The 21,288-nt window shown below is 32.0% G+C and carries 23 protein-coding genes; 14 read left to right on the top strand and 9 right to left on the bottom strand.

The window, feature by feature from the left end:
* The first annotated feature begins 2 nt into the window (after nt 1-2).
* The 7 genes from BMY33_RS05140 to BMY33_RS05110 all read left to right on the top strand — a co-directional run bounded on the left by BMY33_RS05140 (nt 3) and on the right by BMY33_RS05110 (nt 7,203).
* Nucleotides 3-1,454 carry a lipopolysaccharide biosynthesis protein gene (locus BMY33_RS05140; RefSeq protein WP_091406373.1) on the top strand — a complete coding sequence of 484 codons (1,452 nt, stop codon included), beginning with the start codon at nt 3-5 and terminating at the stop codon, nt 1,452-1,454.
* A gap of 31 nt (nt 1,455-1,485) precedes the next feature.
* Nucleotides 1,486-1,920 carry a dUTP diphosphatase gene (gene dut, locus BMY33_RS05135; protein ID WP_091406371.1) on the top strand — a complete coding sequence of 145 codons (435 nt, stop codon included), beginning with the start codon at nt 1,486-1,488 and terminating at the stop codon, nt 1,918-1,920.
* Nucleotides 1,921-1,991: 71 nt separating this feature from the next.
* A complete protein-coding gene (locus tag BMY33_RS05130) occupies nt 1,992-3,008 on the top strand; it encodes a sugar nucleotidyltransferase (RefSeq protein WP_091406369.1) in 1,017 nt (338 codons plus the stop codon).
* 31 nt (nt 3,009-3,039) lie between these two features.
* The gene (locus tag BMY33_RS05125; protein ID WP_091406367.1) at nt 3,040-4,416 is read left to right on the top strand and encodes a tetratricopeptide repeat protein; all 1,377 of its coding nucleotides are present in this window, start codon (nt 3,040-3,042) and stop codon (nt 4,414-4,416) included.
* A gap of 6 nt (nt 4,417-4,422) precedes the next feature.
* Nucleotides 4,423-5,196 (top strand): lipoprotein insertase outer membrane protein LolB1, encoded by a 774-nt coding sequence (gene lolB1 / locus BMY33_RS05120; RefSeq protein ID WP_244542981.1) that lies wholly within the window; start codon nt 4,423-4,425, stop codon nt 5,194-5,196.
* The gene (locus BMY33_RS05115) at nt 5,193-6,422 is read left to right on the top strand and encodes a murein hydrolase activator EnvC family protein (RefSeq protein WP_091406366.1); all 1,230 of its coding nucleotides are present in this window, start codon (nt 5,193-5,195) and stop codon (nt 6,420-6,422) included. The genes lolB1 and BMY33_RS05115 overlap by 4 nt, the downstream gene beginning before the upstream one ends.
* A gap of 7 nt (nt 6,423-6,429) precedes the next feature.
* Entirely contained in the window at nt 6,430-7,203 is a 774-nt protein-coding gene (locus tag BMY33_RS05110; RefSeq protein ID WP_091406364.1) for a sulfite exporter TauE/SafE family protein, read from the top strand.
* A gap of 5 nt (nt 7,204-7,208) precedes the next feature.
* Here the strand turns inward: BMY33_RS05110 and BMY33_RS05105 are convergent, their stop codons facing one another.
* On the bottom strand, nt 7,209-7,718 hold the full coding sequence (locus tag BMY33_RS05105; RefSeq protein ID WP_091406362.1) for an acyl-CoA thioesterase: 510 nt from the start codon (nt 7,716-7,718) through the stop codon (nt 7,209-7,211).
* Between the two features lie 214 nt (nt 7,719-7,932).
* Nucleotides 7,933-8,967: an HU domain-containing protein gene (locus tag BMY33_RS05100; protein ID WP_091406361.1), complete on the bottom strand. Its 1,035-nt coding sequence runs from the start codon at nt 8,965-8,967 to the stop codon at nt 7,933-7,935.
* Nucleotides 8,968-9,175: 208 nt separating this feature from the next.
* On the opposite strand from BMY33_RS05100, the gene dprA reads away from it, so the two are divergent.
* Both dprA and BMY33_RS05090 read left to right on the top strand, forming a co-directional pair.
* Nucleotides 9,176-10,279 (top strand): DNA-processing protein DprA, encoded by a 1,104-nt coding sequence (dprA, locus tag BMY33_RS05095; protein ID WP_091406359.1) that lies wholly within the window; start codon nt 9,176-9,178, stop codon nt 10,277-10,279.
* 72 nt (nt 10,280-10,351) lie between these two features.
* Nucleotides 10,352-11,317 carry a hypothetical protein gene (locus BMY33_RS05090; protein ID WP_139195589.1) on the top strand — a complete coding sequence of 322 codons (966 nt, stop codon included), beginning with the start codon at nt 10,352-10,354 and terminating at the stop codon, nt 11,315-11,317.
* A gap of 2 nt (nt 11,318-11,319) precedes the next feature.
* Here BMY33_RS05090 and BMY33_RS05085 read toward each other — a convergent pair whose 3' ends face one another.
* From BMY33_RS05085 to BMY33_RS05055, 7 genes are all read right to left on the bottom strand, one after another.
* Nucleotides 11,320-12,033 carry an SGNH/GDSL hydrolase family protein gene (locus BMY33_RS05085; protein ID WP_170837007.1) on the bottom strand — a complete coding sequence of 238 codons (714 nt, stop codon included), beginning with the start codon at nt 12,031-12,033 and terminating at the stop codon, nt 11,320-11,322.
* Nucleotides 12,034-12,092: 59 nt separating this feature from the next.
* The gene (locus tag BMY33_RS05080) at nt 12,093-12,797 is read right to left on the bottom strand and encodes a DUF3667 domain-containing protein (RefSeq protein WP_091406355.1); all 705 of its coding nucleotides are present in this window, start codon (nt 12,795-12,797) and stop codon (nt 12,093-12,095) included.
* A gap of 42 nt (nt 12,798-12,839) precedes the next feature.
* Nucleotides 12,840-13,937 (bottom strand): glycoside hydrolase family 3 N-terminal domain-containing protein, encoded by a 1,098-nt coding sequence (locus BMY33_RS05075; RefSeq protein ID WP_091406353.1) that lies wholly within the window; start codon nt 13,935-13,937, stop codon nt 12,840-12,842.
* Between the two features lie 28 nt (nt 13,938-13,965).
* On the bottom strand, nt 13,966-14,814 hold the full coding sequence (locus tag BMY33_RS05070; RefSeq protein ID WP_091406351.1) for a sulfurtransferase: 849 nt from the start codon (nt 14,812-14,814) through the stop codon (nt 13,966-13,968).
* A 3-nt stretch (nt 14,815-14,817) separates the two neighbouring features.
* Nucleotides 14,818-15,273, bottom strand: coding sequence for a nuclear transport factor 2 family protein (locus BMY33_RS05065; protein WP_091406349.1), 456 nt, complete (start codon nt 15,271-15,273; stop codon nt 14,818-14,820).
* A 104-nt stretch (nt 15,274-15,377) separates the two neighbouring features.
* The gene (locus BMY33_RS05060) at nt 15,378-15,620 is read right to left on the bottom strand and encodes a VF530 family protein (RefSeq protein WP_091406348.1); all 243 of its coding nucleotides are present in this window, start codon (nt 15,618-15,620) and stop codon (nt 15,378-15,380) included.
* Complete coding sequence (locus tag BMY33_RS05055) at nt 15,620-16,615, bottom strand: NAD(P)H-dependent glycerol-3-phosphate dehydrogenase (protein ID WP_091406346.1); 996 nt, start codon at nt 16,613-16,615, stop codon at nt 15,620-15,622. The genes BMY33_RS05060 and BMY33_RS05055 overlap by 1 nt, the downstream gene beginning before the upstream one ends.
* A 214-nt stretch (nt 16,616-16,829) precedes the next feature.
* Here BMY33_RS05055 and BMY33_RS05050 point away from each other — a divergent pair, with 214 nt between their 5' ends.
* The 5 genes from BMY33_RS05050 (at nt 16,830) to BMY33_RS05025 (ending at nt 21,202) form a co-directional block, all read left to right on the top strand.
* Nucleotides 16,830-17,753: a nicotinic acid mononucleotide adenyltransferase gene (locus BMY33_RS05050; RefSeq protein ID WP_091406345.1), complete on the top strand. Its 924-nt coding sequence runs from the start codon at nt 16,830-16,832 to the stop codon at nt 17,751-17,753.
* Nucleotides 17,754-18,038: 285 nt separating this feature from the next.
* Nucleotides 18,039-18,251, top strand: a complete 213-nt coding sequence (locus BMY33_RS05040) for a hypothetical protein (protein ID WP_091406341.1) — start codon at nt 18,039-18,041, stop codon at nt 18,249-18,251.
* Between the two features lie 114 nt (nt 18,252-18,365).
* Entirely contained in the window at nt 18,366-18,905 is a 540-nt protein-coding gene (locus tag BMY33_RS05035) for a 3-hydroxyanthranilate 3,4-dioxygenase (RefSeq protein WP_091406339.1), read from the top strand.
* 162 nt (nt 18,906-19,067) lie between these two features.
* A complete protein-coding gene (amaB, locus tag BMY33_RS05030) occupies nt 19,068-20,621 on the top strand; it encodes an L-piperidine-6-carboxylate dehydrogenase (RefSeq protein WP_091406337.1) in 1,554 nt (517 codons plus the stop codon).
* A 203-nt stretch (nt 20,622-20,824) separates the two neighbouring features.
* Nucleotides 20,825-21,202, top strand: a complete 378-nt coding sequence (locus tag BMY33_RS05025; protein WP_091406334.1) for a hypothetical protein — start codon at nt 20,825-20,827, stop codon at nt 21,200-21,202.
* The last annotated feature ends 86 nt before the right edge of the window (nt 21,203-21,288 follow it).

Below are 21,288 nucleotides of genomic sequence, written 5' to 3'. Positions count from 1 at the left end.
ACTTGGGGATTTTTCAAAAACTTTTTAAGCAAACTTTTATATATGGAATGGCAACTGTGTTACCGCGCATGTTGTCATTTCTTTTAGTACCCTTATATACCAATCAATTACCAACAGAAGAATACGGTAAGGTTTCGATTATTTTTTCATACTTCGTGCTGCTTAATGTAGTTTTGGCATATGGTATGGAAACTGCTTTTTTTAGATTTTTTAGTAAAGAATCAAATAAAGAAAAGGTGGTTAGTACATCCGCTATTTCATTGATGGCTTCATCTGCAGTATTCCTTGTGATTGCCATATTGTTAAGAGAGCAAATATCAATTTGGATAGATATTAAATTAGAATATGTAAATTTAGTAATATGGATATTGCTTCTAGATGCTTTAGTTATTATTCCATTTTCTTGGTTAAGAGCTAAAGAGCGCCCTATTAAATATGCGATTATTAAAATAACAAACGTTGCCATTAATTTTGGGTTAAATATATTTTTCTTACTCTATCTAAAACAACTCTCATTTCATTTTTCTTTGTTTAGTTGGATTTGTAAAGATGATTATGAAATCAGTTATATATTTATTTCTAATCTTATAGCAAGTGGATTTGTATTAATGGTTTTATTGCCATTTTATTTTAAAATTAAATATCATTTTGATAAAGTTCTGTGGAAAAAAATGATGAAATATGCATTGCCAATTTTGGTAGCAGGAATAGCATATTCAATTAATGAGACTTTTGATAGAATTCTATTAGATAAATTATTACCCGAGAATGTGGCCGAGCATATGGTAGGCGTATATTCTGCCTGTTATAAATTAGCATTATTTATGACATTATTTGCTACTGCATTTAGATTAGGAATAGAACCTTTTTTCTTTAATTATGCTGACAATAAAAATGCTCCCGAAACCTATGCTAGAATTACCAAATATTTCGTTATTCTTGGATCTTTTATTTTTCTATTTGTGATAGTGTTTGTTCATCTGTTAAAAATTGCTTTTTTAAGAGATGTGGCATATTGGGAAGCAGTAAAGATTGTTCCATTCATTTTATTAGCTAATTTTTGCTTGGGGATCTATCATAATCTTTCGGTTTGGTATAAGGTAACAGATAGAACGAGATTTGGAGCTTACATATCTGTTTTTGGAGCAATTATTACATTGCTTCTTAACTTTTTATTAATTCCTAAGTATACCTATGTAGGTTCTGCTATAGCCACTTTAGCGGCATATGGAACAATGATGGTAGTATCATGGTATTTGGGAAGAAAATATTATCCAATTCCATATGATCTTAAAAAAATGGGGATGTATTTAGGACTATCAATTAGTTTTTCAATTATTTCGTTTTATGTTTTTGATAGTAATTATATAATTTCAATCCCTTTATTAGTAGTGTTTTTAGTAGTTTTGTATGTTTTGGAAAAAAAGGAATTAAAACAAATAATAAAAAGATAATTAACTCTTAAGAAGGAGTTTTACAGTAGATATGCAAATAAACATAATTAACAAATCATCGCACAAGTTACCACATTATGAAACCATTGCTTCGGCTGGAATGGACCTTAGGGCAAACTTGACTGAATCAGTAATACTTAAACCATTAGAGCGAACAATTGTAAAAACTGGATTGTTTATAGAGTTACCCGTTGGTTTTGAAGCCCAAGTTCGTCCGCGTAGTGGATTAGCTGCCAAAAAGGGAATAACCGTATTAAATGCTCCGGGTACAGTAGATGCTGATTACCGAGGTGAAATAGGAGTTATTTTGGTAAATCTATCGAATGAGGATTTTGTCATAGAAAATGGAGAAAGAGTAGCACAGTTAGTTATTGCTAAACATGAAAGAGCAGAATGGAAAGAAGTAAAAGAATTGACCGAGACCTCTAGAGGAGAAGGCGGTTTCGGAAGTACCGGAGTTAAATAGAAAATGATTCGAAGTATATAACAATACAGAACATATTAAATAAAATCAACCAATCAAAAAATAATTAAGTAATGAAAATAATTGTTCCAATGGCAGGAAGAGGCTCTCGATTAAGACCTCATACACTTACAGTTCCAAAGCCTTTAATCCCAGTAGCAGGAAAACCGATTGTTCACCGATTAGTTTCTGATATTGCTAAGGTATTAGGAGAACCAATAGAAGAAATAGCTTTTGTGTTAGGGGACCCAGCTTTTTTTGGCGATGATGTGGTTGAGAGTTTAACATTGTTAGCAGAACAATTAGGAGCTAAGGCTTCTATTTATAGACAAGACGAACCTTTAGGGACTGGACACGCAATTATGTGTGCAAAAGAATCTTTATCTGGTCCAGCAGTAGTGGCGTATGCCGATACATTGATTAGAGCTGATTTTAACCTAGATAAAGAAGCAGATTCTGTAATTTGGGTTAAACAAGTTGATCAACCTGAAGCTTATGGAGTAGTAAAGCTTAATGAAAATAAAGAAATAGTAGAATTGGTAGAAAAACCAAAGGAATTTGTTTCTGATTTAGCAGTGATAGGAATCTATTATTTTAAAGATATTGCTGTGTTAAAAAATGAATTACAGTATGTGCTAGATCATAATATAATCAATGGTGGCGAATATCAGATTAATGATGGTATTAAAAGAATGATGGCAGATGGTAAAATTTTTGTCCCAGGACAGGTAGAAGAATGGATGGATTGTGGAAACAAAAATGTTACGGTAGAAACTAATTCTAGAATGCTAGGTTTTTTAGAAAAAGATGATGAAAAGTTAGTTAGTGACGATGTTATTTTAGAAAACGCAACTGTTATTCCTCCTTGTTGTATTGGAAAAGGAGTTACAATTAAGAACGGATCAATTGGACCAAATGTTTCAATTGGTGATGGTTGTAATATCGACAATAGTACGATTAAAAATAGTTTGATACAGAACCAAACTACCATAAAAAACGCTACCTTAGACAATGCTATGATAGGGAATCATGTATATTATGATGAAAAGTATACTACAATTAGTATAGGAGACTATTCTACCATGGAATAATATGTGATTTGTATGACTTTGAATAATTTGTATGCCTAAACTTTGGAGATATATTTTAATTTGTTTGATCTTTCTTGGAGGAGGAGTCAACTTGGCTTTAGCTCAAGAACCGGAATCACTTAAAAAAATTGAGATTTTAGACGATCTTGGAGATGTATCTGATATTTTTAGAGAAAGTTTCTTTGAGGCCTTAAAACAGAGGGCAATTACAAATTATGATAAAGCCATTGTTGCCTTAGAGAGGTGTATTTCTGCGAATCCAAAACCAGTAGTTTTGTATTATGAATTAGGTAGAAATTATTTAGAATTAAAACAATACGATAAAGCAATAGTGAACTTTCAAAAGGTGCTAAAAGAAAGACCTAATGATCGCTATGTTTTAGAATTGTTATTCGAAATATATTTCACTCAAGGAAAATATTCAGAATCAGTAGAGGTCGTAGAAAGGTTAGTCACATTTGATAGTATGTATAAAGAGCAATTAGCTAACCTTTATTTTTTGGAAGCTAGATATGACGATGCATTAAGAGTTGTGGATGAATTGATAGAAGAGTTGGGTCTTGATTCGTACAGAGACAAATTAAGAAAGAAGATAACATTAAAAATAAGTAACCCTAATTCTCAAATTACTAGGTTACAAGAAAAAATAGCTTCTAACCCAAAAGAGGAGCAGAATTATTTAAACCTTATTTATTTATATAGTCAAGATAACCAAGTAGAAAAAGCATATGGGACGGCTCAGCTGTTATTAAAGGAAAAACCTAAATCTAAGTTAGCTCATTTAGCATTATATAAGTTTTACTTGGATGACAATCTTCCAAAAGATGCCATTAATTCTATGAAGATAGTGCTGTCTAGTGATAAAATAGATGAAGAATCTAAATACAAAGTAATTAACGACTTTTTGATTTTTGTAGATAAAAATCCGCAATATGAGACTCAGCTTATTGAGGTAACTAAAGTGTTTTCTGATGATTCAGGAAGTAGTAAAGTCTTTACCGAAATAGGAAATTATTTTTACGAAAAGGATAAAAAAGAGCAAGCACTTAATTATTATGAAAGAGGGATTAAAGACAATGCCAGTAATTTTGGGATTTTAAGAAAAATGTTGTTATTACAACTTGATCTAGAGAGATATGAAAAAGCAAAAGTAGGAAGTGAATTGGCGATAGAGATGTATCCTTCTCAACCAATTTTGTATCTCGTTAGTGGAGTTTCTCTAATCAATCTTAGCAATTATGAAGAGGCTATCGAGATCTTAAGTATTGGTATGGATTATATTATAGATGATTTTAAAATGGAATCCGATTTCTATGATCAAATAGGAGAAGCTTATATGAAAATGGGAAATGTCGCAAAGGCTTCAGAATATAAAGAGAGATCCGTTCAACTTAAGAAAAAATCATAAAAGGGAATGAATAGAATATTTTATCTGTTGTGTTTTTTATTAGTAATGCTTCAGTCGTGTAAGGGAGCCAAAGCTATTGCAGGGTCAAATATCAAAAAATTAAAAACGGAAAAAATCATATCCAATCACTATAATAAAGCTTTTAATTTTACGACTATAAACGCTAAGATAAAAGTGAGATATGATGACGGTAAACAATCATTTAGCCCTAATGTTACTATCCGCCTTGAAAAGGATAAAAAAATATGGGTTAGTGCAAAGGTTTTGGGGATAACATTGGCGAAAGCACTGATAACACCAGATAAAGTAAGTTATTATGAAAAGATCAATAATACTTATTTTGAAGGTGATTTTATACTATTAAGTAATTGGTTAGGAACTGATTTGGATTATAATAAAGTACAGCAATTACTGTTAGGTCAGGCTTTATTTAATTTAAGAGATGATAAGTATACTTCTTCTGTAGAAAATCAAAAATATAAACTTCAGCCTAAAAAGGAATTAGAATTATTTGAACGATTATTTGTACTCAATCCAGACAATTTTAAGATGTTTTCTCAGCAGTTGAAACAACCTTTAGAGAACCGAAATCTTGTTATTAATTATGGTAGCTATCAAAAGGTGGGAAATCAGGATTTCCCTAAGGAAATTAGTATTCTAGCTACAGAGGGAGTAGCAAAAACTTCCATTATGATAGAATATCGTAGTGTTGATTACAATGCTAAGGTAAGTTTTCCGTTTAAAATACCATCAGGATACGAGCAAGTGACTATAGAATGAGGTTAAAACAGTTTATATATATCTTCGGAATGCTTCTAATGAGTATTCCTTCTTTTTCTCAAAGTACTAAGCAACAACAGTTGGAAGAGCAACGTCGTCGTCTTAAAGAGCAAATTGAACAAATGAGAGTGTTGCTAGCAGATACAAAGCTCAAAGAACGTTCTGTGTTGGATGAAGTAGAAACATTAAGTTCTAAGATAAGTACGAGACAAAATCTCATTAAAATTACAAATCAGCAAGCGAATTTATTGACCAGAGAGATTAATAACAATCTTAAGAAGATGGAATCGTATCGCGATGAGTTAAAAGCTTTAAAAGAAGATTATGCAAAAATGATTGTGAAATCTTATAAAAGTAAATCTCAGCAAAGTAAGATTATGTTTTTGCTTTCTTCTACTAATTTTACGCAGGCTTATAAGCGATTGCAGTATATGAAGCAGTATAATGAGCATCGTAAAGAGCAAGCAGATCAAATACAAAGTCGTACTGATGAACTTCAAACATTAAACAAAGGCTTATTAGAGCGAAAAAAAAACAAACAATTATTAGTAGAAGAAAATCGAGATGCTCAGGAACGACTTAAAGAGGAAAAACAACAGCAACAGTCATTGATGGCTTCTATACGTAAAAAGGAAGGTACGTATAAAAAAGAGATAAAGAAAAAACAAGAGCAAGCAAGCGCATTGGATAAAGCTATTCAAAAGTTAATTCGTGAAGCTATTGCTAAAGCAAATAAGAAAGCAGGAAAAAAGGCTTCTAAAAAAGGGTCTGCTACAACTTTTGCATTAACACCCGAAGACAAGAAATTAGCGGATAATTTTACTTCTAATAAAGGAAAATTTCCGTGGCCCGTTGGTACAGGAAAATTAACGAGGAAGTATGGTCGTCAACCCCATCCTACTTTGCCTAATATTCAGATTAACAGTAGTGGAGTAGAGTTAGAAACAAGGCCAGGAGAGAAAGCAAGAGCAATTTTTGAAGGTGAAGTAATGGCAATTCAAAAGTTAAAAGGTGCAGGTAGATTGGTTCATGTTAGACATGGTAACTACATTACTGTGTATTATAACTTGGAGAATATCTCTGTAAAAGAAGGTCAAAAACTTTTAACAAAGCAAAGTATTGGAGAAGTGCGTGTAAATCCAACTACCGGTCGTGCAATTATGAAATTCTTAATTTTTAAAGACACTAAAAAATTAAATCCTCAAGCATGGATTTTTAAAATGTGATAGTAACATGGAAATAGCTATTATTTCGGTTGTAGCATTTTTACTCTCGATACTTACCTTTTTTTCCGGATTTGGTTTAGGAACCATCCTAACACCAGTATTAATGATTTTCTTTCCTGTGGAAATAGCAATAGCATTAACAGGTATCGTGCATTTTTTTAATAATGTTTTTAAGTTATTTCTAGTAGGGAAAAATGCTAATAAGGGAGTTTTATTAAGATTTGGAATTCCAGCTGTGATTGCCGCTTTTGTTGGAGCTTGGTTATTGATACATATTCCGGATATACAACCACTTTTTAAGTATAGACTGTTTGATAAAGCGTTTGAAGTATATCCTGTAAAATTTATAATATCAATTTTACTAATAATCTTTGCTAGTATGGATTTGATCCCATACTTCTCAAACTTGAAATTTGGTAAAGAAAAACTTCCTTTAGGAGGAGTTTTAAGTGGGTTTTTTGGAGGACTCTCGGGAAATCAGGGAGCATTGAGAACAGCATTTCTCATAAAAGCAGGGCTTTCTAAAGAAGCATTTATAGGAACGGCAGTTGTTGTTTCTACTTTTGTGGACTTTACAAGGCTTAGTGTATATGCTACAAATGTATCTGAATCCGGTATTGAAGAAAACCTTCTATTAGTCGCTTGTGCTACAGTATCGGCCATAGTAGGAGCTTTTCTTGGTAACAAATTATTGAAAAAAGTAACCTTAAAGTTTCTTCAAATAGTAGTGGCCATTATGTTAATCCTAATCTCAATTGCATTAGGAGCTGGATTTCTTTAAATAATTTAAGTAAATAGTGCTTTCAGTTCGGTAGCATCATCAGGTTTCATTTTACCTGCTAATACTAAACTAAGTTGTTTACGGCGCAGTGCAGCGTCGTATCGTTGTTGTTCCAATTCAGTTTCTGGTTTGATCGAAGGAACAGAAACTGGTGATCCACTTTCGTTAACAGCAACAAAGGTGTATATGGCTTCGTTTGCTTTCGTTTTATCTCCAGTTTGGCGGTCTTCTATCCAAACATCTATTACAACCTCCATAGACGATTTAAATGCGCGAGAAACCTTTGCCTCTACAGTTACAACACTTCCTAAAGGAATTGCTTTGCTAAATGCTACATGATTTACCGAAGCAGTTACTACAATTCTTCTAGAGTGTCTTCCAGCTGCGATACCAGCTGCACGATCCATACGAGCTAATAATTCTCCTCCGAAAAGATTATTAAGAGGATTGGTTTCTCCCGGTAAAACAAGATCAGTTAATACAGTTCTAGATTCTGAAGGGTATCTGGCTTCCATGAATTTTGGTAATTTTGGGCAAAGATAATCAGGTAAGACCAACTAATGGGTATGCTAGGGCAGAAAACTGATGTTCAGTAACCTTTGATCAATTAACAAATAGTCAACGCTTTTGTGAAAAACAAAGGGATAGCCACTTAAATATCAAGATTTAATGTTGAAAGTAATAGATAAAGACTATTGATTATGAAAATCAATTAAAAAACAATTGATATTATTTTTGAATTAACAACCAAGCACGACGATCTTGTTGTTTTTTGATTTTTTGTAATGCTTCTAGTGCTTCTAGTCTATCTTCAAAGGTGTTATAGACAACTTGATGTAATCCATATTTGTTAATACCAATCAAACGTGCATCAAATCCTTTTGACTTTAGCTTTTGAACTTTTTTATTAGCATTTCTTTTGATTCTAAAAGCTCCAGCTACAATATGGTATTTTCCAGAAGCATTTACAACTTCAATATTTGTGTTTTCTGAGATCTCTTCAGTAACTGCATCAGTTTTAATAATGTTAAGATTGATGGCAGGTAGAGGACTTGTAATATCGAAAGTAGCTTCTTGGATTCTGTTTTGAATTTCTTCTTCAGCTTTTACTAATATACGTCCATTTGCTAAATTAGTCTGAGTGTTAACTTGATGTAAACCTAAAGATCCAATGATAAGCCCAATAGCCGCAACAGCTGCATATTTTAAATAAGGACGTTCTCTTCTTCTTTCAGGAGTAAATGCGATCGGTGTAATTTCTTCAATTGCTTCAACCTGTTCTTTATAGGTTTCTCGAGTTACTTGCGGCAATACTGTTTGTGGAGTAATGTTCTTTTCTTCCCTGAGAATTGATGGTGATATAAAAGAGTTTAACCCAAAAGCTTCAGTTAAATAATTTGTGTCCTGAGAAGGTTCAAACTGTAAGGTGTCTTCCACAGAAGTGTAAAAAGAACCAATTCCATCTAATTCAAGTCTTTTGCCGTTTGCCATCTTATTACGGAGTGACAAAACATAACGCTGAATTTTTGCAACGGCATCTGTATACGATATATTTTCGGCAGTAGCTATATAATTAGCTAATAAACCATCATTGTTTTGTAATTGACTATTAAAAGAAATTATTTTTTGAGGAGGAAAAAAAGCATGAGTGGATTCTTGAATCATAGCTGGCTGACGCTTTGTTAAAAAAGCACCAAACCCTGGTAAGATAACGCATTCGTATCTATATAATAACTCACTTATGTATTTTGCTGTATGATTCATCGTCCCCTGTCTTAAAATCTTATTCAATATTTTCAGTTTAAACTACTTTTTTTAAGATTTAATAAATCTTTGGTTAGTTTAACTTGAAGAATTAGTTGGTTGTTAGTTAATCAAAGGTAAAAAAAATAGGGTCTAATACTAAGTAGATTCATTGATTTTATTAACAGTTTTGTTTTTTTTCGTTACTTGTGCTGACTTATAATAGTTTATGACTAAAGAAAAATTAATTGCATTACTTACCTTAAAGAAAGTGCCCAATTTAGGAGATAGTTCAATTAAAAAATTGATCAGAGAAGTTGGCTCTGCGGAAGCAGTTTTAAGCGAAAAAACCACCAATTTGTTAAAAATTGATGGTATAGGAACTACAAGAATTAAAGAAATACATAGTGCAAAACATCGGATTGCTGCGGAGAATGAATTGAAATTCGTGGAGGATAACAAAATCAATTATACCATATACGACGAAATTGATTATCCCGAAAAATTGAAATATTGTATAGATGGTCCTGTGGTTTTGTTTAGTAAAGGAAACATTGACTTAAAAAACAGGAAAATGCTTAGTATTGTTGGGACAAGAAAAGTTACTAGTTATGGAGTAAAGTTTTGCGAAGAGCTGATTGAAACGGTCGTTCCTTTAAATCCTGTAATAGTATCAGGTTTTGCTTATGGTGTAGATATCACTGCTCAAAGAACTGCTGTAAAACATAATTTACAAACCGTTGGATGCCTTGCTCATGGATTAAACCAAATATACCCTAAGACACATAAAAAGTATATGTCTCAGATTGAAGAAAATGGAGGGTTCTTTACAGACTTTTGGAGTACTGATACTTTTGATCGAAAGAATTTTTTAGGACGTAATCGTATTATCGCTGGATTAAGTGAGGCAACTATAGTTATTGAAAGTGCCGATAAAGGAGGTTCTTTAGTGACGGCAGAAATTGCAAATTCTTATAACAGAGACGTGTTTGCCGTACCGGGAAGAGCCAGCGATTCACTCAGTACAGGTTGTAATATGCTTATCAAAACACAAAGAGCACATATGTTAACCAGTGCGGCGGATTTGATTTATATGCTCAATTGGGAATTAAATGAAAAAGAACAGCCTATTGTGCAAAAGCAGCTTTTTGTGGAGTTAGATGGAGATGAGAAGAAGATTTACGATTTTCTTAGCAAAAATGGAAAAAAATTGCTCGATGTGATTGCATTACAGTGCGGAATTCCTACGTTTAAAGTTGCCTCAGTTTTGCTTAACCTTGAGTTAAAAGGAGTAATACGACCATTACCAGGTAAATTGTTTGAGGTTATATGATTATTTGAGGTAACATTTAATCTATTTATGACACATTTATAGTAGTATAACTAATTTTTAAAAAAGAATAAATTGAAAATTAATAGATCTGTTTTATTTTACGTTTTAAGACTAATATGTCGATATTTTATTGCATTAATGATGTTTTCGTATGCATCCGCAAAAATATTAGGGACTCAATTTTCTTCAGACCTTAGTATTGGAGAACGAACTGTGAATAGTTTAAATGGATTTATGCTTACTTGGTATTTTTATGGGTTTTCTAAAACATATGGGATACTAATAGCTTTAGCGCAAATAATCGCTGCATTTCTTTTGCTTTTTAGGAAAACAGTAAGAATGGGATCAGTGTTACTTTTATCTTTCATGGTAAATATAGTTATGGTCGATGTTTTCTATGAAATAGACGCTGCTACTCCGATGGCAATTTTATTAACGGTAATGGGGTTGTTCCTTTTGTTAAGTGATTGGAAAGCATTTAAAGCTTATTTTCTAAAAGAAGAATTAAATACTAATTCATATAAAGAAAGTTTACCAAGAAAATTAGAAAAAGTACATTGGTTTAAATTTATGGTAATACCAATTATGCTTTTTGGAATGTTTTTCGCTCTTTTCAAATTGAAAGAAAACTTTATGAAGAAGAATCACTTTTATGGAGTATGGAAAGTTGAAAGTTCAATTTTTACTCATAAAATTGATAAAGTTTATTTTGAGCTAAATGATCGTATTGTAGTCATAGATACGATGGGGAAGATGTATAGGGGTAAAGTAAAAGATATAGATGAAGAAACAAACACCTTCAATCTTAAAGCAAAGCATTATTCTAGATCTTTAAGTAATTTTGTTAAAAGAAAAATAGATACTTCAAAAATCAAAGAGGGTAAAGAAATCAAAGAAGAAAGATCTAGGCTAACTAAATTATATCATGAAGTAAATAATTCTGAACCTATAGATCTTAGTATGAATTACAAATTAAGCGAAGATACATTATTATTGAAACAGAATGATTTGGAAATAAAATTAATAAAGGCTGATTGATTTTATTCAAGTATTTCTTTAACAACTGGTACTATTTTTTCTACCCATAAACTATATTGAAACGGACTTGGATGTAAATCATCTTCAACCAAAGCTCCTTCTGAGTCTCCGAGTTCTCTGGAGATTGGAGTAACATCAATAAACGCAATTTGTTGCTCTAGACACTTTTGTTTTATGTAAGCATTATAGCTGTCAATTTCTGATGCAATTATTTCACTATTATTAGAACCAAAAGGTGTTACTCCATAATCAGGTATAGAAATAACAATTACGTGATCTTTATTGTTGTTGGCAAGTACTATTGCTTTACTTAAAAGTTCATCAAACTCTAATTCGAATGTTGCAAAATCCACTCTTTGAAATTGATTATTTACGCCAATCATTAGAGAAACCAAATCACGACTTTGTAGGCTACTTTCTTCCATAGCCGCTATAAGGTTTGTTGTAGTCCACCCAGTTGTAGCAAAAATTTTTACATCATCAATTTTTTTAGAAGGTGTAGCAAAAGCATCCTTTAGTTGGAATGGCCACGTCTGATCTTCTGTAACTCCTTCCCCAAATGTATAAGAGTCTCCTAATGCTAAAAAAGAGAATGTTTTAACTTCTTCAGTTTGATCTTCTTCTTCAATAATTTCTAAGGAAGAAGTGTTGTCTGATGAACACCCGAAAAAGAGCACAAAAACTATAAGAAGAATTGTATATACATTTTTATTCATGTAGTATGACTTTTGATCTAATTTAAGCATTTTTTAAACTTTATGATTTCGTAAATCATCTATTTAGTTAGAAATACGATACTAAAAGGAATAATGTAGAAAAGTAGATAAGAAAAAAATACAGAAAAAATAGAAGCAACTATTGTCTCGAATCTCTCTCCTTTTTTTTGGAAAATCATAAAACTAAGCAATATGATATATATGAATACAATAGGATCAAAAACTATAGGAAATCTTAAAATAGTATAAGATAGTATACCAAGTAAAGTTGCATGCCCTACTATAAAGCAGTTAATAGCAAGGTGTTCTAAAAAACTAAATGTTTTGAAAAATAATCTGGAAAATAAACTAAGAAATACAATGTTAAGTAACCAAAAGAATTTTATATAAGTTCCAATAAATTTACCTGCCTCATAACTATTAGAATATAATTCTCCTTCAAAATTTTCAAATTTGGTGGTGTCTACCCAATGCATTTCAAATAAAGAAATTATTATTAAATTTAGAGAGGTTGCGATCAAGGCATAACTTACAGGATTAAAAACATTTTTTCGTTTTCCATAAATGTAATCAAAAACTGTTTTTTTAGGAGATGTAGTTAAATATTTGAGGTTAAATAACATTCCCTTATCTATATCCATAAATCTAGATACGAAATCATTAACTAGAAAAGAAAAGGTGATTTTTTCTACGGTACTTTTTTGTCCGCATTCAGGGCAAAAGTTTCCTTTATAACTTGTTTCACAATTTAAACAGTTGGTCAATTTTATAATATTTAGAATTTTCTGAAAGTAGTTTGTATTTGTTTAAATAACCCCTCCACAAACCTTTAAACGAAGTATCTTCTTAACGGATTGAACAACTTGTTTTTTATAGGCAGGATTTGTTTTCATTTCAGAAAGAATTGCATTTATGGTAGCATTTTCGTTTTGAGGCATTAAAATTAGATCACAACCCGCTTTAGAAGCCAATAAAGGTGCATTATCAAGAATAGTAACAGCTTTCATAATATTTAAAGCATCAGAAATTATAATTCCTTTAAATCCCATTTCTTCTTTAAGCAAACCAGTAATAATTTTTCTAGAACAACTAGATGGCAATCCATCAGTTCCATATTTCTTGTTATTTTGGATGGTTATGTGTGCAATCATAATGGATAATACCCCATCTTCAATAATCTTTTTATAATTATCTACTTCTTGTAATGGACCATCTATATAAACACTTTGTTTATGCGTATCTCCTTTTACCAAACCATGGCCAGGAAAATGTTTTGCGGTTGCTATAACACCGCCTGCTTGCGTACATTTTATAAATTGATTGGCTAAAGTGATTACTGCATCTTTATCACTTCCATAACTTCTGGATTTAATAGCTTCATTACTGGCACTTATGTCTAAAACGGGTGCGTAATTATGATGTACTCCAATTTCCCTAAGTTCTGTATTAATAGTATTCACTACAGCATCAGATTGTTCTTCAGTTTTGATATCAATTGTTTTTCCTACGTCTTTAGCTCCTTTAATACGACTTGCGAATAAACTAGGTTCAGCATCCATGCTAAATAGTAATGGAAGAGTTCCGTTTTTAGAAGAGATTTGGTTTAATGTATGTATACTTTCCGTATGTGTTTTTTTGCTTCCCTTTAAGAAAACAACACCACCGATGGCATCATTTTCTGTTAACTTTTTTACTGTGCTCATTGGCTTTCCTAATTCGCCGGCAGAGGATATAATCATTTGAGCAACTCTTTGTTTTACTGAAAGCGTCTGATAAATGGAATCAACGGTATATTCTAATTCAGAATTGTAGGTATAAAAATCCTGTAAACCGAATTTCTTTGATTGTGCATTACTTGGTAAACAGTATAAAACAGAAAGTGTTAATAATAAAAAATATCGCATATCTACAGATTAGGGTTGTGTTCTAAGGTTAACATTCGATGGGGACACCATCTAATTGACCCCATTCACTCCAGGAGCCATCATAAATAAATAAGTTGGTATATCCAGCAAGTTTGGCAGCCAGTAAGATAATGCAGGCTGTAATGCCTGAACCGCAGCTAAAGATCAGTTTTTTATTTTCAATATCAAAATCCAAAAATATAGCGATGAGCTTTTCTGTTGATAGCATTTTTGTATTATGCAAAACTCGAGTATAAGGCAAACTTAATGAGTTAGGAATGTGTCCTCCGGTTAGATCAGTTCGTGGCTCTGGATCTATACCTTTATATCTACCATAAGAGCGAGCATCTAATATAATTGAATTTGTATTGTTCATTTCAAATAGAATATTTTGAGCATCAACAGTACATTTGGAACGATCGTTTATTTTTATGTTTCCTAGTGGATAAATACCTGTAGTTTCCTTATTTTCAGTAGGTAATTTATTTTTCATCCATTCAGGATAACCACCATCTAATACCGCTACAGCGGTATGCCCCATAACAGTAAACATCCACCAAGCCCTTGGACTCGAATATATTCCAATAGTGTCATATATTACGATTTTAGAATCAACATTGACACCTAGTTCTCTACAGTTTTTTTCAAAAATGTCTTTGGATGGGAGCATATTTGGTAATAAAGAATCTTGATCAGAAAAGGATTTTTTAATATCAAAAAACCTAGCGCCAGGAATCTGAAGATCTTGATTTACTATTTCCTTAGATGAAGTAACTTTTTTAATGCTAGCATCAAGGATAATTAAATCAGGATGCTCTAAATTTTTGGATAGCCAATCTACTGATACTATTGGAGCAGGAAGTTGTAAGGTTGTCATTTATTAAGATGCTTGAAACTTATCCAGAAGTTTATTTGTTTGTTGATGTAACTTTTTCTTAAAGAAATTAGTGCCTCCAAGTAATTTACCTTTCCAACCAATAGCTTGAGAAGCCCATCGATGTAAGTTAAAATGATCCGTGTGTTTTATTATTTTGCCATCTTTAAACTCGAATTTTGCATCGATACTATTATGAACAGATCTTCCCGTTTGACTAAAACTATACCATGCTTCCCAATGCGCAGATCCTTTTTGATCATTTGCTTCTATCTTAGAGAATTCTACTTTTAAGTCTTTTCCGTTTTTACAAAGCATCTGCCACATTTTCTTGGCTCTTTCACCTTTTAGTTTTCCAAAACCGGGATCTTCGAAAATAACGTCTTCATGGTAGCAGGAAATCATCTTCTCTGCATTGCCCTCGCTTAATCCAGTATAAAATTTTTCGATAAGTTCTTTCATAAGTATAAAGTTACAAAGAAATAAATACTAACAAGAAGATTAGAGTTTCTTATCCATATTTGTTAAATTTCTATAGCTATGGAGAAACGGTGTTTTCGATCTTATTAATTCTTACGGTCTAATTCTAGATAAAGACGTTCAACTTTATCTCGTGCCCATTGCGTCTTTCTTAAAAACTTAAGACTAGATTTAATGGATGGATCATTTTTAAAACAATTAATAGGAATTTTGTTAGCTAATTTTTCCCATCCATAATGATCTACCAGTAATTCTAATATGTTTAACAACTTCATCCCGTGTAGCGGGTTATTAGGTTGTGTTTTGTTAGTATCGTTTTGGTTGCCCATTAATCTAATTTATCAGTCAATTTTTTAAATACTTTTTTTGGATTTTTGTTTTCATATAGGATATCATGTACTGCGTCTATTATTGGAGTGCGAGTACTACTAGTAGCATCCAGCTCATAAGCAGTTTTGGCAGCATAATATCCCTCTGCAACCATATTCATTTCCATTTGAGCACTTTTCACGGTATAGCCTTTACCAATCATATTACCGAACATACGATTACGTGAAAAAATAGAATATCCAGTTACCAGTAGATCTCCTAAGTAAGCTGAATCATTGATATTACGTTTCATTTTATGAATCTTTTTAATAAAACGTTTCATTTCTCGAATGGCATTGCTCATTAAAACACTCTGGAAATTATCTCCATATCCCAATCCATGAGCAATCCCTGCTGCTACGGAGTAGATATTTTTTAGAACTGCAGCATACTCGGTACCAATGATATCATCACTAACCTTACATTTTATATATTCACTACTTAAGTTTTTAGCTACGATTTTAGCTTTGGCCTCATCATTAGATGCTATGGTTAAGTATGAAAGACGTTCTAAAGCAACTTCTTCTGCATGACAAGGACCAGTAATTACCCCAATATTATCAAAAGGAATTTTGTATACATCATGAAAATGCTCTCCAACGATTAGACCTGTTTCTGGAACAATCCCTTTAATCGCAGAGAAAATAACTTTATCTTCTAAGGATGCGGTAAGTTTTTGTAATTCAGTATGTAAAAAAGCAGATGGAATTGCAAAAATTAGATAATCTGCATATGTAACTGCTTCATTAATATCATTAGTCAGAATGAGTTGATCCATCTTAAACTCTACAGAGCTTAAATAATTCGGATTATGTTGTTGTCTTTTTAAGTGCTCTAATGCATAAGCACTTCGCATATACCAACCTACTTCATTTAGATTTTCGGTAAGCATTTTTACGATCGCAGTAGCCCAACTACCACCACCAATCACAGCAAATTTTAATTCTTTATCCATGTAAAATGATTGTGAGCTCAAAAATAAGGAAAATACAATTCAAAATAAACAACTGATAATCAATTAAATATAATTTTGGCACACGTTTTGGTTTCTAGATTATGAAATGAGCCATTACAATATGTTTGTACAAAACTAAATGTTCTATGGCGAATCTTATCTGACAATTGAAAAACAATAAAAAGAGCAGATAAAAATGAAAAACACATAGCTTATGAAGACTTTAAAATTACTTTCGGCTTTTATCTTAGGTTCAATCTTTTTAACTTCCTGTGTAGCAGAAGTAGTGGTTGAAGAAGATGTATTTATAGAAGAACCAGCGATTACTCTAAATGAATTATTAAGTACCTATGAAATATGGTATGTAGATATAGAACGAACTCAAGGTAATGGAGAAATTCCTTTTCTTCAGAAAGCGTTTACAGTTTCTTTTAAAAATGGAACATTTTATGCCAATAATAATTTAGTAGGAATTGGTAATAACGGGAATGGCTTTGGATTAGATGTAGGATATTACAATACGTTTAGAATGGAAGTTGATATTAGTCATGATATCGATGGAACTTATAGCCTTAATGTTACTCAGTTTGGTAATAATGAAATTAGATTATACGATAATGTTACCAATACTAGTTATTACTTAATAGGATATCAAAGAAACACTTTTGATTATGACAAAGTGTTTTATGATAATATACATTATTTCTTGCACGAGTATGTGACCTGGGAAAAAGTGTATACTAGTGATTTTGGAGCTCTAAATGAGTTTGATAACGAAAATTATTTACAATTTCTATACTATGGATCGGGTGATAATTTTAGAAGCTCAGAAGATGTTAATGTATCTAATATCAATGATATATACTACGATTATGATGGATATTATCAGGTAAATGATGTGCCTAATAATTTCTATATGAAAAATTTAACACTTGATTACGATTATTTGGGCAATGAATATTTCGAGTTGACCGTTATAAATGATAGTAAGATAGAACTATTACATCATGCATCTGGTACAATTTACGAATTTGTTGGTAGAGGATATCTTCAATTTAAGAGTTCGAAGGATGGAAAACCATCTCAGAATAATAAGAAAAGATTAAAAAAAGCTGATTTTATGAAGCTTACAAAATAAAACAAATCGCACTAGACGATATAAATTTTTTTGGTTGGTTATTTAGTTGGAAATCGCTCTACAAGAGAAGTCTTGTCTGGGCGATTTCTTTTTATATTTTAAATTAATAAAAAAACATTTTTATTTTGGAAGTGTTTTTCCCCTATTGTTTTTACTATTATTTTTTGATAAACATCTGATAATAAGTGCTCATTTTGATCAAAATGAGGATGTGTTTTGGGAGAAATATGCTGACGAATTGTAATATTTGTTAACTTTAGTAACTCAACAAATCAAATTAATCATATGCTTAAGAAAATTTTAAACATCGACAACAGTAAAAAACTAAGTAAAACAGAACAACAATCTATTCAAGGAGGAGGTTTCCCTTTTTTTGATGAGTGTTGTGCTTGTGTTTTTAGACCTGGGAATAGTCCTTTTCCAATTTTTATTACACAATCCTGTTCTGACCCTTGCCCAACTGATGGGAGCACCGAATATGAAGATACCGGTTGCTAAACTTTTTAGAAGCGAACTTAGGTTCGCTTTTGTTTTTTTTAGAGAAGATTAGTTTAGTTTTTAGGAAGATTTCCTGTGTTTTCCTTAATTTTATATCTCAAAATATAAACAAATATGGCAATCCAAAAACCTTTCAACCTTAATAAATGGATAGAGGAAAATAGAGATACATTAAAACCACCAGTAGGCAATAAAAATTTATATAAGGAAGCAGGGGATTATATTGTAATGATAGTGGCTGGTCCTAATGCAAGAAAGGATTATCATTATAATGAAACAGAAGAATTATTTTATCAACTGGAGGGAGAAATTGAAGTTCACGTTCAAGAAGAAGGTGAAAAAAAAACTATGAAATTGGGGCCTGGAGACATGTATTTGCACCCTGCAAAAGTTCCTCATTCTCCAGTACGTCATAAAGGATCTATTGGCCTAGTAATTGAAAGGAAACGTGCTGATTTAGAAGCTGAAGATGGATTACTATGGTTTTGTGATAATTGTAATGCTAAATTACACGAGGTTTATTTTAAGTTAAATGATATTGAGAAGGATTTCCTTAAACATTTTAAGGATTTTTATGGAAGTAAATCTTTAAGAACTTGTAATAATTGTGGAACAGAGATGCCTGTTGATAGTAGATTTGTGGAAGAAATATAGAGAGTCAATTTAATCTAAAACTTTTAGTTATAATAGAAGATTGATTTTTTTAAAGGTATTTTTTTTAAATATTATTCAAAATTGTCAATATAACAGGTCAAAATTTAATATATCTTCAAAACACAGTATCTTTACCATCTCTAAAAATATAATTCAAGAAATATGGCGGCTATAGCAACAGATTTTGGAATAGAAGAAGCATTAAAGCAATTAGGTGTTTCTGATCTAAATAAAGGAACTTCTACAGGTTCAGATTGGTTTTCTAATGGTGATGAAATTTCATCTTTTTCACCGGTGGATGGTAATTTGATTGGAAAAGTTACTACAACAACAGGTAGTGATTATGAGAAAGTGATAGAAAAAGCACAATTGGCTTTTAAATCTTGGAAGTTAATGCCTGCTCCATTAAGAGGAGAGATTGTTAGACAGTTTGGAGAAGAATTAAGAGTTTTGAAAGAACCTCTTGGTAAACTAGTTTCTTATGAGATGGGTAAATCTTATCAAGAAGGGTTAGGAGAAGTTCAAGAGATGATAGATATCTGTGATTTTGCGGTTGGTTTATCCAGACAATTACACGGGTTAACTATGCATTCAGAGCGACCAGGTCATAGAATGTATGAACAATATCATCCTTTGGGAATAGTAGGAATTATTTCTGCTTTTAATTTTCCTGTGGCCGTATGGGCTTGGAATACTGCTTTAGCTTGGATATGTGGTGATGTGTGCGTTTGGAAACCAAGTGAAAAGACACCGCTTTGTGGAGTAGCTTGTCAAAACATTATTGCTAAGGTTCTAAAAGATAATGATATTCCAGAAGGAGTTTCTTGTCTTATTAATGGAGATTATAAAGTAGGAGAAATGATGACTACGGATAAACGTATTCCTTTGATCTCTGCAACAGGATCTACTAGAATGGGTAAAATTGTGGGAGCTACTGTCGGAGAACGTTTAGGCAAATCATTACTAGAACTTGGAGGTAATAATGCTATTATTGTAACTCCTGATGCTGATATCAAGATGACTGTGATTGGAGCAGTCTTTGGTGCTGTTGGAACAGCAGGACAGCGTTGTACATCGACAAGAAGATTGATTATTCACGATTCAATTTATGATAAAGTAAAAAATGCAGTAGTAGATGCTTATAAACAACTGCGTATAGGAAATCCATTAGATGAAAATAATCATGTAGGACCTCTTATCGATAAGGATGCTGTTAGCGGATACCAAAACGCTTTAGAAAAAGTAGTAAAAGAAGGAGGAAATATTGTGGTAGATGGTGGAGTTCTTTCTGGACAAGGATATGAAAGTGGATGTTATGTAAAACCAGCAATCGCTGAGGCAGATAATTCTTTTGAAATTGTTCAACACGAAACATTTGCACCTGTTTTATATTTATTAAAATACAGTGGTGATGTAGAAAATGCGATCGACGTTCAGAATGGTGTTGCTCAAGGATTATCTTCAGCAATTATGACTAATAACTTACGCGAGGCAGAAAGGTTCTTATCTCACGCTGGATCTGATTGTGGAATTGCAAATGTAAATATTGGGACTTCTGGTGCGGAAATAGGAGGCGCTTTTGGAGGAGAAAAGGAAACCGGAGGAGGAAGAGAGTCTGGTTCTGATGCCTGGAAAGTATATATGCGTAGACAAACAAATACTATAAATTATACAACTGAATTACCTCTTGCGCAAGGGATTAAATTTGATTTGTAATAATTGAAATTATATTTTTTGAGAAGGCGCTTATTTTTAATATTAAGCGCCTTCCTTATTTTTGTTGATATAGTTGAGGATCATCGATGTGTCTATAAACTTGTTAAAATTTATAAGAATGAAATAGAATATATATCTTCGCGGAAATGAAGACGCAACCAGATGACTAAAATTGCATCTTCTTAATAAATATGCAAAGGAATATGAAGAAATTAGTACTTATATTATTAGTGATTTGTACGGCTTGTAATTTGGACGAACAAGATACATTAGATCCTGTTTTTTGTACAGATGAACTAAGAGCAGGGCTAGAAATAACTGTAAAGGATGCAACGGTTAATGATTTATTTTTGACCTCAGGCATTACGGTAACTATTGTGGATGGAGATTATACCGAAACATTGGTAAATTTTGACAACACAAATTTATTTGTTGGCGCTTTCGAAAGAACAGGAACGTATGTTATTACTGTAAGAGGTGATAATTATGAAACATTTACTTCTACTGTGCCCATTATTGTTGATAAAGATATTTGTCATGTAATTACGGAGAGTAGAGAAATCATTCTTCAACCAAATTAACAAGAAAGTATTATATTTTGATAATATTTTAACAAATGTTTTAGTCTCAATGAGTTAGTTTTGGTATTCACACAAAATTAACTTAA

Source organism: Aquimarina amphilecti, assembly GCF_900109375.1.
Classification (GTDB): Bacteria; Bacteroidota; Bacteroidia; order Flavobacteriales; family Flavobacteriaceae; genus Aquimarina; species Aquimarina amphilecti.
This window is presented reverse-complemented; position numbering and strand designations above follow the sequence as displayed.